Genomic DNA, 14905 nt, shown 5'->3' on the forward strand with positions numbered 1-14905 from the left:
GATCGCATCTTACGCGCCGCCCGGGTGATGGCGGTGTTCGTGACGGCGCTGGGCGCGACGCTCGGCATCTCCGCAGGCCCCGCGTCCGCCCACCTGACCCGTGACCATGCCGAACTGGTCGTGAGCACCGGTGGGGACATGGCAAGCGGTCGCTTGGTTGTGCACAGAGATGTCGTGGCCCCTGAGCGCGCCGGTGCCTGGGCGAGCGAACTGCTGAGCGGCGGCTGCCCGGTCAGCGCGCACGGGGTGGCCGGTGACGGCGGCGGCCTGCCCGGCGGCGTGGTCGTCGAACTCGCCTGGTCGTGCCCCGTGGGCAGTTTGGATCTGGGCGCGCTGATGCGCGCGGGCGGGCTGTCGCAGATCGTGGCCGAGTTCGACGGCGTGACGTCGAACGTGACGGACGCGTTTCCGGTCGTCGACGCGACCGGCTCGCACGCGCCGCGCTCGCCGTGGCCGCCGCCGTCCCTCGTGGCGATTCTGCTCGGGGCCGTCCTGGCCGTCACCGCGGTGCTGTGGTCGCGCCGCCGTACAGGATGGCTGGGTGTCGTGGCGGCAGGGGTCGTGATCGCGGTGCTCGCGCCGGGCACCGCGCAGGCCGCCGTGGACGACCCCCCGACCACCACGTCGCCGAGCGCTGCCGCCGGCGGCACGCTGGAGCTCACCACCGTCGATCCGAAGATCGGCGATCCGCTCACGTTCCGCTACACCACCGACAAGCCGGGCTCCCGTAACTGGGTGGGCGTGTACGGCCCGGACGACAAGCCCGGCGACGTCGCGTCGAAGACCTGGGTGTACGCGCCGCTCGCCGCGGGCACCGTCACGCTCCCCAGCGGCGCTCTCGGAGAGGGCACCTGGAAGGCGTACTTCCTGGCCGACGACGGCTACGACCCGCTGGGCCGGCCGGTCACGTTCACCCTCGCCGGCCGCGGCGCCGACCGCACGACCGTCGAAGGGACGGTCTTCGCCGACGAGGACCGTGACGGCGTCAAGGACGCCGGTGAGAAGGGCGTGCCGGGCGTGTCCGTCACCGATGGCGAGGTGTGGGCGACCACCGGCGCCGACGGCGGCTACTCGATGACCGTCGATCGCAACCGCAGGGAGACCGACCTCGTCAGCATCGTCTCGCCGGACGGTTACACCCCTGTGCTGCGCGACGACTACGTGCCGGCGTTCTTCCGCGAGCTGCCCGCTGGACAGGGACCGCTGAAGGGGCTCGACTTCGCGCTGCGTCCCGACGCCAACGCGAAGAACCCCCAAGAGAAGTGGCTGATGGTCTCCGACGTCGAGGTGAGCAACCGCTCCGACGCCGAGGCCAGGAACACCCTGCCCCGCTGGCAGGGGCAGGTCGAGGCGATGTCCGAGGTGCGGGGCGCCACGCTCACCATGACCACCGGCGACCTCACGGTGAGCGACTACGCCGCAGAGCCGCGCCGTCAGGGCGGCTACGACATCCTGCGCGAGGGCCTGCGCAAGGGCAGGCTCGGCCATCCGTACTATCCGGTCATCGGCAACCACGACATCGGCGGCACCGCGACCTCCGCCGGCTACGGCGGCAGCCTGGAGTACTGGCGCAGGAACATGGGCCCCGAGTGGTACAGCTTCGACCGTGGCGGGCGCCACGTCGTGGTGCTGGAGGACAACTACGACTCCAGCGGTCTTGGCCCGCAGCTCGCGTGGCTGCGTGAGGACCTGCGCAGGCACGCGGTGGGCAAGCAGGTGCTGGTCTTCGCGCACCGCTCGCTGTTCACCAAGTGGGGTCCCGGCGCCGGCATGCAGCCGACCGTCGACGAGCTGGCCAAGTACGACGTGCGGATGTTCGCGGCGGGCCACAACCAGCAGGCCGAGTACCGGCGCGGCGCCTTCGCCAGGTCGGTGGAGGTCAACAACATGGGCGTGTACGGCATCGACTCCGCCAGGCCCGACTACAAGATCCTCGACTTCTCCGGCATCACCGACGACCCGGGCACCAAGGAGAACGAGGACACCGGCTACATCGCGGGCACCCACCGCCAGTTCGAGGTCGACGACGACGTCGCGCTGGTCAGCCCGGGCGAGGGCAGCGTCCACGGCATGAAGGCCGGCGTCCCGGTCGAGCTGTACGCCGAGGACGACGGCCGCACCCCGGCCACCGCCGCGCTGACCGTCCGCGCCAAGAACGGCAGGGTGGTCTGGCATGACGATCGCATGCGGTTCGGCCGGGAGACCAAGCCCACGGGCCAGGTCAACTGCTACGCCCCGCCCGGCGGCAAGGCGGAGCCGTGCCCCAAGGCGCACATCTCGTGGACCAGGGTGAGCTCCCGCGTCGCCGGCCTGCACCCGGGCACCTACACGGCGGAGATGGTCGCGGTCGACACAGCGGGCAAGGCTTGGCCGACGGTCAAGAACACCTTCCAGGTGCTCGCCGACGCCCGCATCGACCAGCCCGAGCTGGGCCAGGACTGGACCAGGCAGGGCGGCGACGAGGAGTCCCGTTCGTCGGCCGAGGACGACCCGGGCGCCAGGCTCGGCCTGCGCTGGGCGGCCAGCACCGGCGAGCAGTTCCACCTCAACGGCGCGGCCGTGTGGGACGGCAAGGTGATCGTCGCCTCGCAGGCGTTCGACTCGCCGTACAGCATGATGCTCGCCTACGACGCGCTGACCGGCGCTGAGGTGTGGCGGACCTACCTGGACGGCGACGCCGAGTCCTTCCCGACCGTGCACGACGGCAAGGTCTACCTGACCACGGGTGTCGGCCGCGTCTACGCGCTCGACGCGCGCACCGGCAAGGTGGACTGGGAGACGATCGACGACGAGCACGTCACCGGCTCGACCGTGCGCCGCTACGGCCGGGCCGGCGGACCGGTGAGCGTCTTCGACCTGCGCGACCGCTCCGTGGCGGTCTACCAGGCATGGGACACCGTGACGTGCCGCGACGCGAAGACCGGCGCCAAGCTGCCCGGCGGGTTCGGCGCACCCGTCGCCTGGGGCGAGTTCCACAGTGTCGCCGTACGGCGGCCCGGCGCCACCACCGCCTACCTGCACTCGGGGTCCAGCCAGACGCTGATCGCGATGGACCTGACCACCTGCAAGCAGTTGGCGTCGGTGGACACCGGAGGCGAACTGTTCACGCAGTCCTCGCCCGCCTTCACGGACACGCAGATGGTGACCGCCACCTCCTCCGGTGTACGCGGCCACGACCTGCAGGCGGGCGCGAAGGTGCTCTGGCAGGCCAAGCTCGGTACGACCAGCACCTGCGAGCCCGGGCCGCCTCCGGTGACCAGCCCGGCGACCAGGGGCGCCATGGCGTACGTGGCCACCGTCGACGGCGTCGTCAGGGCCTACGACACCGCCTCGGCGACCCCCGCCGAGCCGATCTGGGAGACCCCGCTGGGCTACCTGCCGGGTGAGAGCCCGATGGACGACAGGTGGCGGGTCGCGGCCGGATGCACGGCGGCCGGTCCCGGGTCCCCGGCGATGCACATGCTGGCGACCGAGACCGTCGTCTACGCCACGACCTGGGACGGACGCGTGGTGGCGCTCGACCGGGCGAGCGGCCGCAAGCTGGCCGAGTACAACCTGGGCGCGGGCGTGGCCTCCGCGCTGTCGGTGAGCGGGGACATGCTCTACGCGCTGACCGACGACGGCTCGATCCACGCGCTCGCGACCACGAGGATCCGCGGTCAGTGATCGGGACCATGGCACGGGGTCTGGCGCGCCTGCTCGCGGTCGCGGGACTGGCGGCCCTGACCCTGCTGGGAGCGGCGGGCCCGGGGGCGGCACACCCCTTCGGCCCGCCGCTCGCGGCGAAGGTGACCGCGCGCGATGACACGGTCGAGGTGACCTGGTCGGCCGCCGCCGACGACCTGGCGCGGCTCGCGCGGCCGGTGGGCGGCTATCTCGGTGAGCACATCGCGGTGTCGCAGGACGGGACGGCCTGTCGGCTGGAGGCGGTGCGGGATGTCGCCGCCTCCGGCGCGGTTCTCCGGTTCCGGTGCCCGGCCGCCGTCCGCGCCGTCACGCTCACCATCACCGCTCTCACCGACCTGGACCCGGCCTATCGGACGGTGTCCACGACGCCGAGCGGCGGAGGCGCCCTGCACACGGCGGCCTCGCCGGCGCACGTGCTGCGCTTCGACGGCACGGGGACCGCTTCCGGGCCACTCGACGGTACGGGGACCGCTCTGGAGCCGCCGGGCGGGTCCGCCCTGTGGACGGCCGAGCTGTCCTCCCTGGTGGACGGCGACGTGGTGCTGCCGCTGGCGCTTCTGGTCGCTCTGGTGGCCGGCGCGGCGCACGCCTGCGCACCTGGGCACGGCAAGACTCTGACGGCCGGTTACCTGGTGGGGGGCAACGGCAGGGCCCGGGACGCGGTGCTGCTGGGGGTGGTGGTGGCGGCCATGCACACCGTGTCGGTCGCCGTGCTGGCGGTCGGCTGGTGGCTCGCCATGGACGGCGCGCCCTCCCTGGCAGCGGTGACACGGTGGCTGCAACTGGGAGGGGCGCTCGTCGTGCTCGGGGTCGGCGTCGGCCTCCTGCGCCGGCACGTCCGCCTCCGGTCCACCCACGGCCACGGTCACGGGCATGGGCACGGTCACGGTCACGGCCACGAGGACCTGAGGTCGTTGCTGACGTGGCGTGGCATCGTGATGATGGGCGCCTCCGGCGGGCTCCTGCCCTCGCCCTCGGCCTTCCTGCTCCTGCTCACCGGCTTGCTCACGGGAAGAGCCGGGCTCGCTCTCGCCATGGTGACGGCCTTCGGCGTGGGGATGGCGGGCACCCTGACAGGAGTCGGCATCGCCGTGCTGCGAGGCAGGAAAGCGTTGCTGAGCGTGGCGGGAACCCCGCGGCTACGGCGGTGGATCGGACGCCTGCCACTGATCGCGGCGACCCTGGTGACAGCAGGCGGCCTGGCCGCCTCAGCCCTGGCAGCTGTGGCACTGGCTTCCCCCTGACGCCCGCCCCTGTGCAGGGTCACAAGGCAAGGTCCTCATCAGGGGCGCGCGTTCCACCCGCCCGAGCCTCGTCGTGCGAAGCTTCCCTCGGGGGAGGACCTTGCCTTGTGGCATGTGCTACGAGCGGGCGGGCGCGATGATCAGCGCGAGGCCGAGCACCGCCAGGGCGAGGTTGGCGAACAGCGGCTGGGCGGCCAGGATCTCCACGCGGGGCACGATCACCCGGTTGAAGAAGTTGAGGAACACCCCCATGAAGGGCTGGACGGCCAGATGGTCGATGGCGCCGCTGACGCCCTGGAGCAGCAGGATCAGACCGGTCACCTGGATGGCTTTGCGCATGATCGGACACTATGACCCGGTCCTCTCCCGGCGGATCGGTCATCGGGAGGGGGCCGGGCGACTTTCGTAGAGGATGCCTTCCGGTGGGGCCGCGGATGCGCTCTTAAGTGAGCTGGGCTCGCTGTACATGGCGCCAGGTGGCGGGAGGCATGTCGGCCTGGCGCCGGAAGAACGTGGTGAAGTTGCCGACGTCCCGGAAGCCGAGCCGCCGGGCGCAGCCGCTGACCGGCAGGTCGGTGTGGGCCAGCAGTCTTCTGGCTTCCAGCAGGATGCGCTGGTCGAGGAAGGTCTTGGCGCCCGTGCCGGTGGCGGCGCGCGTCGCCCGGGTGAGCGTGCGCACGTCATGGCCCAGGTGCCGCGCGTAGTCGGCCACGTGGTGCCAGTCGGTGAAGTGCTCCTCGACGGCGGCCCGATAGGCGCGGAACACGGCCACACGTCGGTCATGGGAGGTCGTCGCGCCGGCCGGGATCGGGGTGTCGGGGAGCGCGCGCAGGATCAGCGCCGCCAGCAGGTGGGACAGCAGGGCGGGCGACGCCAGGCGCGGTGTTCGTACCGCTGCGCCGTGCTCGCGATCGAGGTGGTCGGCGGCGAGCAGGGCGAGGGACAGCCGCTGCCGGTCCAGGTGCCAGCACGCCGGCGTGCCGGCCTCCGATGCTGTGAGGCCGGAGAGGAAGCCGGGCCGGAAGAGGATCAGCGGGCCGTCGCAGGCGTCGATGTCGCTCCAGCGGTGCACCATCCCCGGCCGGATCCACACGGCACTGCCTTCCTCCAGCCGGTAGCCGTGGAAGTCCGCCTCGTGGCTCCCGGTCCCGGAGCTGACCAGGGCGAACACGTGGAAGTCGGGGCGTTGCGGTTGTGTGCGGCGGCGGTGGGCGTCCATCGAGCGCAGCGCGGCGAAACTGAGCACCTCCACCCCGTACGCCGATCCGACGGCAGGCAGATAGCGCAGTTGCCGCACAGCACCGTGTCCGTTTTTCACAACTACTGTGCTCCTTTCCGCCAAAGGCCGGACGCACCCCTCGAGTACTGTCGCGGCTGGGCCTGACTGCCAGGTCAGGCTACCGGTTCGGAGCCGCGGCAGGACGGACGGGCGCCGATCTTCGCGGCCGACAGGAAGGCATGACGATGACGGAAACGACAATGACGGTTCCCGTGCCGGGCGGGTCGCTCGACGTGCGGGTGGGCGGAGGTGCCGGTCCGGCGCTGGTGTTCGTCCACTACTGGGGCGGCTCCGCCGGCACCTGGAACGGTGTGATCGACCATCTGCCGCCCGGGCAGGCGACGGTCCGCTTCGACCAGCGGGGCTGGGGCGCCTCCCAGGCGCTGCCGGGGCCGTACCACCTCGACCAGCTTGCCGACGATCTCGCCCGGGTGGCCGGGGCGAGCGTGCGCGGAGCGTTCGTGCTCGTCGGCCATTCGATGGGCGGCAAGGTGAGCCAACTCGTCGCGGCCCGCCGGCCGGCCGGGCTGGCCGGCCTGGTGCTCGTCGCGCCCGCACCGCCACAGCCGCCCGCCGCGGTGACCGAGGAGTACCGGCAGGGTCTGTCGCACGCCTACGACTCGCCCGAGACGGTGCGGCACGCCCTCGACCATGTCCTGACCGCCACGCCGCTGCCCGGGATCCTGCGGGACGCCGCGGTGCGCGACAGCCTCGCCGCCCGGGCCGAGGCCCGGCACGAGTGGCCCCTGCGCGGCATCGCGCAGGACGTCACGGGCGCCGCGCGGGACATCGAGGTCCCGGTGACGGTGCTGGCCGCGGCGGACGACGTGGTGGAGCCGCCACATGTCCTGCGCGACCACCTCCTGCCGCACATCCCGCACGCGACCCTGACGACCGTCCCCGGGGCCGGCCACCTGCTGCCCTTGGAAGCCCCCGCCGCCGTCGCGACCGCCCTCGGGGACTTCCTCACGGCCATCCGGCGCTGACCGCGCGATCCCGTAGCCGCCCAACGGGCAGGGTAGGGGGATGAGAGTGGTCGTCCTTTCCGACACGCACGCGCCCCGCCGCTGGCGCTCCTGCCCGCCCCGGGTGGCGGGGCACCTGCGCGGCGCCGACGTGATCCTGCACGCCGGTGACGTGTGCGTCGCGTCCGTGATCGACGAGCTGTCGGCGTACGCGCCGGTCCACGTCGTCAAGGGCAACAACGACGGCCCGGACGTGGTCGCGCCCGAGACGCTGGAGCTGACCCTGGACGGCCTGCGCGTCGGCATGATCCACGACAGCGGGCCGGCCAAGGGGCGTCTCCCGCGGATGCGCCGCCGCTTCCCCGGCGCCGATCTGGTCGTGTTCGGCCACTCCCACATCCCGATGGACGAGACGGGCGACGGCCTGCGCATCTTCAACCCGGGCTCGCCGACGGACCGCCGCCGCCAGCCCCACGGCACGATCGGCCTGCTGACGATCGAGCGCGGCGAGCTGCGGGAGGCGCGCATCGTCCCCGTCACTCCCTGAACTACGCGGCCGCCCGCCGGCACGACACGCCGCGCAGCGGAGCGGGCCCGATCACGCTGTCTTGGCGCCGAGGGCCGGGGCGACGGGCCGGCCCGCCGCGGGGGCGCTCAGGTGGAGCGGCGTTCGAGTAGGTCCTCCACGAGGGTGTTCACCAGGTCGCCGGGGATGCTTGGCCCCAGCAGGGCCCGATGGACGATCGGGCCGACGAGGGCGTCGATCGCGGCGTCGGGGGGCGAGCCTGGACGTGATCTCCCCGGTGTCGATCGCCCGCGCGAGCAGGTCGCGTTTCCGTTCGCGGCGCGAGTCGAGGTAGCGCTGGTGGAAGCTCGCGGCCGTGGCGGGATCGTGCCGGGCCTCGGCGACGAGCGGTGGCGACGCGGTGCTGTAGCCTTGACGCAACGTCTCGTCTAGACATCGCGTCGCGTCCAGAGGAACCCCTCGCCTCGAAGGAGCTCACATGTCCGCCACGACCGACCGCCAGGCCCTCGTCCTCGGAGCCTCCCGGGGCCTGGGGCTCGTTCTCGTCGGCGAGCTCGCCCGGCGCGGCTGGCGCGTCATCGCCACGACCCGCAGCGACGGCGCCGACCTGCGGGCCGTCGCCGACGCCTCGGACGGACGGGTGACGACCGAAACGCTGGAGATGACCAGCCCCGAACAGCTCGGCGCGCTGCGCGAGCGCCTGGCCGGCCGCCGGCTCGACCTGCTCTTCGTCAACGCCGCGATCGACCGGGGCGACCTGCCCGTCCACGAGGTCCCGACCGGCATGTTCACCGAGGTGATGATCACCAACGCGCTGAGCCCGCTGCGCGCCCTGGAGGCCCTGCGCGGACTCGTCGCGCCCGGCGGCACCGTCGCCGTCATGTCGTCCGAGCAGGGCAGCATCACGCGCAACACCGAGCCCGGCTACGAGCTCTACAAGGCCAGCAAGGCCGCGCTCAACCAGCTCATGCGCAGCTATGCCACCCGCCATGCCGGTGACAGGCAGACCAAGCTGCTCATCGACCCCGGCCACAACCGGACCCGGCTCGGCGGGCCCGACGCGCCCCTCGACCCCCAGGAGAGCATCCCCGCCGTCGTCGACGTTCTCGAAGCCCAGGCGGGCGCCCCCGGCCTGCGGTTCCTGGACCGCCACGGCGAGACCGTCCCGTGGTAGGGCGTCACGTCCCTGGCCGACGAGGACTGGTACAGGACCGACATCGCGGGCTCGGTGCACGACGTCCACGGCCCGGTCATGCACGAGTACGGCCACGCCGCCGCCTTCCACAGCGACTGGGCCGGCATGCGCTCGTGCGTCTCGGACGGCGGCAACGCCCCCGACGTCGTCGAGTACATGGGCTACCCGGTGCCGCTCGACGGCGGCTACCACATCCCCGGCGACCGGAAGTAACGGGACCGGATCAGCGGCCAGAGCGGTGACGAGACCCACCTGTTCCCGACCCGCCGCTGGATGACGACCAAGCTCTCGCTGCTGGTCGCCGAGAACGCCGGGTGGAAGCCCAACCGCACCCTCACCCCGTTCCTCAAGCCGTCGATCGTCACCGCGGCTGACATTCCTCCTGACCAGATCACATTTCATGACATGTCGAGTCTTGTGATGGCAGGACCCCTTGCAAAGCGGACACGATCTCTTCACCCTCGACCCGTAGGCGTAAAGATCAGCTCTACCCCGGCGGGCCCGCCCCCGCCGGGCGTGAAGGAGAGCGTGTGCCGAACACCCCCCGCCGGCGGGCGATCCTGACCGGGATCATCGCCGTCCTCACCCTCATCCTGCCGCTCGGCGCCCCCGCGCCCGCGGCGAGCGCGACCGCCGCCCCCGGCGCCGACAAGATCAGCCCCGCCGTCCGGTCCGACCTCGACGCGGACGGCAAGTCCACCTTCTGGGTACGCCTCAAGGGCGCGGCCGACCTCAGCGCCGCCCGTAAGGCCAGGACCAAGGAGGCCAAGGCCGAGCAGGTCTTCGAGGCCAAGACCGAGCAGGCCGCCACCTCCCAGGCCGGCCTGCGCAAGCTCCTCGACGCCCAGGACGCCGACTACACCCCGTACTGGATCGTCAACGCCGTCCGCGTCACCGCCGGGCCCAAGCTGGCCGCCGAGATCGCCGGCCTGCCCGAGGTCACCGGCATCGAGCCGGTCCGCACACTCACCCTCCCCAAGCCCGACCCGGGCAAGGCCGAGGCGCGCGTCAACGCCGTCGAGTGGAACATCGACCGCGTCGGCGCCCCGCGCGTGTGGAGCGAGCTGGGCGACCGCGGCGAGGGCATCGTCGTCGCCCACATCGACTCCGGAGCCCAGTTCGACCATCCCGAGCTGGCCGCCTCCTACCGGGGACGCAACCCCGACGGCAGCTACACCCACGACTACAACTGGTTCGACCCGGCCCACGTCTGCCCGTCCGCCGCGCCGTGCGACAACAACGGCCACGGCACGCACACCATGGGCACCATGGTCGGCGCGAACGGCATCGGCGTCGCCCCCGGCGCCCGGTGGATCGCCGCCAAGGGCTGCGAGACCAACACCTGCACCGACGCCTCCCTGCTGGCCGCCGGCCAGTGGGTCCTCGCCCCCACCGACCTCAACGGGCGGAACCCACGGCCCGACCTCGCGCCCGACATCGTCAACAACTCCTGGGGCGGCGCCGGCTTCGACCCCTGGTACAAGGAGACCGTCGACGCGTGGGTGGCGGCCGGCATCTTCCCGGCCTTCGCCAACGGCAACGAGGGCCCGGCCTGCCGTACCAGCGGCTCGCCCGGCCAGTACGTGAGCAGCTACAGCGCCGGCGGCTTCGACGTCAACGGCGTCCTCTACGCCCGCTCCAGCAAGGGCGAGGGCGAGAACGGCGAGATCAAGCCGAACATCGCCGCCCCCGCCGTGAACGTGCGCTCGTCCGTGCCCGGCGGCGGCTACGACTCCTACACCGGCACCTCCATGGCCTCACCGCACGTCGCGGCCACCGTGGCGCTCCTCTGGTCGGCGGCGCCGGCCCTCCAGGGCGACGTGGCGGCCACCCGGCCGCTGCTCGACTCCACGGCGATCGACGTCAACGACACCTCCTGCGGCGGCACCGCCGCCGACAACAACGTCTGGGGCGAGGGCCGGCTCGACGCCTACGCCGCCGTCCGGCTCGCGCCCCGCGACGGCGTCGGCGACCTGGCCGGCACCGTCACTTCCACCACGGGCACTTCCACCACGGGCACTTCCACCACGGGCACTTCCACCACGGGGACCTCCGGCGGCGCGCCCGTGGCCGGCGCCACCGTCACCGTCACGGGCCCCATCACCCGCACCGTCGTGACCGGCCAGGACGGCGCCTACGCGGTGCCGCGCCTGCTGCCCGGCGAGTACCGGATCACCACCGAGAAGTTCGGCTACGGCAAGGGCACCGCGACCGCCGCCGTCGTCGCCGGGCAGAGCGCCAGGGCCGACGTCACCATGGCCCAGCAGCCCTCGGCCGTCCTGTCCGGCACGGTCACCGCCGCCGGCGCGCCGGAGGCCGGGGCCACGGTCGAGGCGACCGGCACCCCGGTCAGGACGGTCACCGACGCCGCCGGCCGCTACCGGCTCACGCTGCCGCACGGCGACTACACGATCACGGTCACCCCGTCCTCCCGCTGCTCGCGCGGCGCGTCCGTGGGCATCGCCCTGACCGGCGACACCGTCAAGGACATCGAGCTGGGGCTGCGCGGCGACGGCTTCGGCTACACCTGCCGCACCGGCACCGAGCCGTACGTCGCGGGCACCGACAAGCTGGCCCTCACCGGCGACGACGAGGCCCAGCAGGTGACGCTGCCCTTCCCGGTCCCGTTCTACGGCACCGGGCAGGCCAAGGCGTGGATCGCCACCAACGGCATGGCCACCTTCGCCGCCGACAAGGTCACCAGCGGCGGCAACGGCCGGCTGCCCACCACCGGCACGCCCAACAACGCCGTCTACCCGTACTGGGACGACCTGGTCGTGGACGCGAGCGCCGGCGTCTACACCGGCGTCACGGGCACGGCGCCGCACCGCCGGTTCGTGATCGAGTGGCGCAACGTCCGCTACTACAACGACGCCGCGCAGCGCATCTCCTTCGCCGCGCTGCTCGGCGAGGACGGCACCGTCAGCTACCGGTACAAGGACGTCGACAGCCAGCGCGACCAGGGCACCAGCGCCACCGTCGGCATCGAGAACGCGACCGGCACCGACGGCATGCTCTACTCCTACGAGGAGCCGGCCCTCACCGACGGCCAGAGCCTCACCTTCACCGCCAGCCGGCACGGCCTGGTCATCGGCGTGGTCACCGACGCCAACGACGGCGACCCGCTGCCCGGCGCCACGGTGCGGATCGGCGACGTGGCCACGCTCACCACCGGTCCCGACGGCGCGTTCTCCGGCCAGGTGCTGGCGGGCGACTACCAGGTCGAGGTGTCCAAGGAGAACTACGGCACCTTCACCAAGCCCGTCACCATCGCCCCGGCCACGATCACCCGGATCGACACGGCCCTGGTCACCGGCCGGGTCAGCTCCTCCGTGGGCGAGATCACCCTGGTGATGCCCACCGACGCCACCCGGACGCGCACGTTCGAGCTGACCAACCTCGGCTCGCCCACTGCCTACACCGTCACCGCCGACCCGGCGCAGAGCTGGCTCGCCATCACGCCCACGGCCGGCGACCTGGCCAAGGACCAGCGGGTCACGCTCAAGGTCACGGCCTCCAGCGCCGGCGTCCAGCCCGGCACGCTCCGCTCGGGCAAGCTGGTGGTCAAGTCGGCCAGCGGGCGGCAGCCCGTCATCGAGGTCAAGGTGACGGTCGTCGTGCCGAAGTACCAGGTCGCGGTGGACGTGGGCGCGAGCAAGGGCCTGGTCGACGCCGCCGGCGACTCCTGGACGGCCGACCGCAAGTACACCCAGGGCCAGCACGGCTACGTCGCCACCGCCAACCGCACCGCCTCCACGTCGAAGACCATCAAGGGCACCGACGACCAGGCGCTGTTCCGCACCGCCCGCGAGGGCATGCTGGAGTACCGCTTCGACGGCGTGCCCGCCGGCACCTACACCGTCGAGCTGGGCTTCGCCGACATCAAGTCGACGGGCATCGGCAAGCGGGTCTTCGACGTGCTGGTGGAGGGGCAACTGGCCATCCCGGCGCTGGACCTGGCGCTGGAGGCGGGCACGTACACGGCCGTGAGCAGGCAGTACACGGTGAAGGTCACCGACGGCCAGCTCAACGTCCGCTTCGCCACCCGCGAGGGCAGCACGATCGTCAACGCGGTCCGCGTCTCCGAGCGGCCGGACAAGGCGACTCCCTGACGCGTCCGGGGATCACCTCCTGACGCGCCGGGCGCGACTCGCCCCGCCGATGCGGGGCGAGTCGTGACCGGGGGCGGATCCTTCCTTGACCCGGTGCCGGGTATCCCTGGGGGAAGGCGCTACGCGTAGGGCATGACCCAGGGGAGGGCCCGGTGACGACGCAGAAACCGGCCGCCGGCGAGCCGATGACCTCACCGCTCGCCCCGGCCAAGAGGCGCCGCGCGGGCGCGGTGCTCGCCAACTGGCTGTCCACGACCGACCACAAGGTCATCGGCTACCTCTACCTCATGACGTCGTTCGGGTTCTTCCTCGTGGCCGGCCTGATGGCGATGATCATCAGGGCTGAGCTGTTCGAGCCGGGGCTTCAGGTCGTCACGAACCAGCAGTACAACCAGCTCTTCACCAACCACGGCGTGATCATGCTGCTGCTGTTCGCCACGCCGCTGTTCGCCGGGTTCGCCAACGTCATCATGCCCCTGCAGATCGGCGCGCCCGACGTGGCCTTCCCCCGGCTGAACGCGGTGGCGTACTGGCTGTTCCTGTTCGGCGGGCTGATCACGCTCTGGAGCTTCGTGGTGCCCCTCGGGGCGGCCGACTTCGGCTGGTTCGCCTACACGCCGCTGTCGTCGATCACCTTCTCGCCCAGCATGGGCGGCGACTTCTGGATCATGGGCCTGGTGATGTCCGGGCTCGGCACGATCCTCGGGTCCGTCAACTTCATCACCACGATCATCTGCATGCGGGCCCCCGGCATGACGATGTTCCGGATGCCGATCTTCACCTGGAACGTCCTGCTGACCAGCATGCTCGTGCTCATGGCCTTCCCGGTGCTGGCCGCGGCCCTGCTGGCGCTGGAGATCGACCGCAAGTTCGGCACCCACGTCTACGACGCCGCCAACGGCGGCCCGATCCTGTGGCAGCACCTGTTCTGGTTCTTCGGCCACCCCGAGGTCTACATCATCGCGCTGCCGTTCTTCGGGATCATCACCGAGGTCATCCCCGTCTTCTCCCGCAAGCCGCTGTTCGGCTACGTCGGCCTGGTCGGGGCGACGATCGCGATCGCCGGCCTGTCGATGACGGTGTGGGCGCACCACATGTTCCCGACCGGGCAGGTGCTGCTGCCGTTCTTCTCGTTCATGACGTTCCTCATCGCGGTGCCGACCGGGGTGAAGTTCTTCAACTGGATCGGCACCATGTGGCGCGGCCATCTGAGCTTCGCCGCGCCGATGATGTTCGCCATCGGCTTCCTCATCACGTTCCTGCTCGGCGGGCTGACCGGCGTCATCCTGGCCTCGCCGCCGCTCGACTTCCACATCAGCGACACCTACTTCGTGGTGGCCCACTTCCACTACGTGGTGTTCGGGACGGTCGTGTTCGCGATGTTCGCCGGCTTCTACTTCTGGTGGCCCAAGATGACCGGCCGGATGCTCGACGACCGGCTCGGCCAGGTCCACTTCTGGATGCTGTTCATCGGCTTCCACACCACGTTCCTCATCCAGCACTGGCTCGGGGTCGCCGGGTTCCCGCGCCGCTACGCCGACTACAGCCCGGCCGACGGCTTCACCACGCTCAACCAGATCTCCTCGCTCGGCGCGTTCCTGCTGGGCCTGTCCACGCTCCCGTTCATCTACAACGTCTGGAAGACCGCCCGGCGCGCCCCGCGCGTCACGGTGGACGACCCGTGGGGCTTCGGCAACTCGCTCGAATGGGCGACCTCGTGCCCGCCGCCGCGGCACAACTTCACGTTCATGCCGCCCATCCGTTCCGAACGGCCGGCCTTCGACCTGCACTACCCGCGCGAGCCCCTGGACAAGGCCGCCTGAGCCGGCCCGCGCCCCGCGGCAAAGCAGACGAAGGGGTTTAAGGGCCGCCTGAGGTGCCATATGCACACGAGATG

Annotated in this window: 11 protein-coding genes; 8 read left to right on the top strand and 3 right to left on the bottom strand. The window is 71.8% G+C overall.

All coding sequences use genetic code 11. The features are described from left to right. Nucleotides 1-174: 174 nt before the first annotated feature. The gene (locus tag HD595_RS31350) at nucleotides 175-3666 is read left to right on the top strand and encodes an outer membrane protein assembly factor BamB family protein (RefSeq protein ID WP_253775288.1); all 3492 of its coding nucleotides are present in this window, start codon (nucleotides 175-177) and stop codon (nucleotides 3664-3666) included. A gap of 8 nt (nucleotides 3667-3674) precedes the next feature. After that, on the top strand, nucleotides 3675-4931 hold the full coding sequence (locus tag HD595_RS31355) for a hypothetical protein (RefSeq protein WP_253775290.1): 1257 nt from the start codon (nucleotides 3675-3677) through the stop codon (nucleotides 4929-4931). A gap of 117 nt (nucleotides 4932-5048) precedes the next feature. Here HD595_RS31355 and HD595_RS31360 read toward each other — a convergent pair whose 3' ends face one another. Then, nucleotides 5049-5270 (bottom strand): hypothetical protein, encoded by a 222-nt coding sequence (locus HD595_RS31360; protein WP_253775291.1) that lies wholly within the window; start codon nucleotides 5268-5270, stop codon nucleotides 5049-5051. Between the two features lie 103 nt (nucleotides 5271-5373). Further along, nucleotides 5374-6249, bottom strand: a complete 876-nt coding sequence (locus HD595_RS31365) for a helix-turn-helix transcriptional regulator (RefSeq protein ID WP_253775293.1) — start codon at nucleotides 6247-6249, stop codon at nucleotides 5374-5376. 161 nt (nucleotides 6250-6410) lie between these two features. Between HD595_RS31365 and HD595_RS31370 the strand changes: the two genes are divergently transcribed. Beyond that, on the top strand, nucleotides 6411-7196 hold the full coding sequence (locus HD595_RS31370; RefSeq protein WP_253775295.1) for an alpha/beta fold hydrolase: 786 nt from the start codon (nucleotides 6411-6413) through the stop codon (nucleotides 7194-7196). A gap of 40 nt (nucleotides 7197-7236) precedes the next feature. Next, entirely contained in the window at nucleotides 7237-7722 is a 486-nt protein-coding gene (locus HD595_RS31375) for a metallophosphoesterase family protein (protein ID WP_253775297.1), read from the top strand. Between the two features lie 51 nt (nucleotides 7723-7773). Here the strand turns inward: HD595_RS31375 and HD595_RS47300 are convergent, their stop codons facing one another. Further along, nucleotides 7774-8121 (bottom strand): TetR-like C-terminal domain-containing protein, encoded by a 348-nt coding sequence (locus tag HD595_RS47300; protein WP_420540726.1) that lies wholly within the window; start codon nucleotides 8119-8121, stop codon nucleotides 7774-7776. Between the two features lie 58 nt (nucleotides 8122-8179). On the opposite strand from HD595_RS47300, the gene HD595_RS31380 reads away from it, so the two are divergent. From HD595_RS31380 to ctaD, 4 genes are all read left to right on the top strand, one after another. After that, nucleotides 8180-8875 (top strand): SDR family NAD(P)-dependent oxidoreductase, encoded by a 696-nt coding sequence (locus HD595_RS31380; RefSeq protein WP_253775299.1) that lies wholly within the window; start codon nucleotides 8180-8182, stop codon nucleotides 8873-8875. A 54-nt stretch (nucleotides 8876-8929) separates the two neighbouring features. Continuing rightward, nucleotides 8930-9109 (top strand): hypothetical protein, encoded by a 180-nt coding sequence (locus HD595_RS31385; protein WP_253775301.1) that lies wholly within the window; start codon nucleotides 8930-8932, stop codon nucleotides 9107-9109. A 317-nt stretch (nucleotides 9110-9426) separates the two neighbouring features. Then, complete coding sequence (locus HD595_RS31390; RefSeq protein WP_253775303.1) at nucleotides 9427-13008, top strand: S8 family serine peptidase; 3582 nt, start codon at nucleotides 9427-9429, stop codon at nucleotides 13006-13008. A gap of 185 nt (nucleotides 13009-13193) precedes the next feature. After that, nucleotides 13194-14831, top strand: a complete 1638-nt coding sequence (ctaD, locus tag HD595_RS31395) for an aa3-type cytochrome oxidase subunit I (RefSeq protein ID WP_253781384.1) — start codon at nucleotides 13194-13196, stop codon at nucleotides 14829-14831. The last annotated feature ends 74 nt before the right edge of the window (nucleotides 14832-14905 follow it).

The organism is Nonomuraea roseoviolacea subsp. carminata, assembly GCF_024172185.1.
Taxonomy (GTDB): domain Bacteria; phylum Actinomycetota; class Actinomycetes; order Streptosporangiales; family Streptosporangiaceae; genus Nonomuraea; species Nonomuraea roseoviolacea.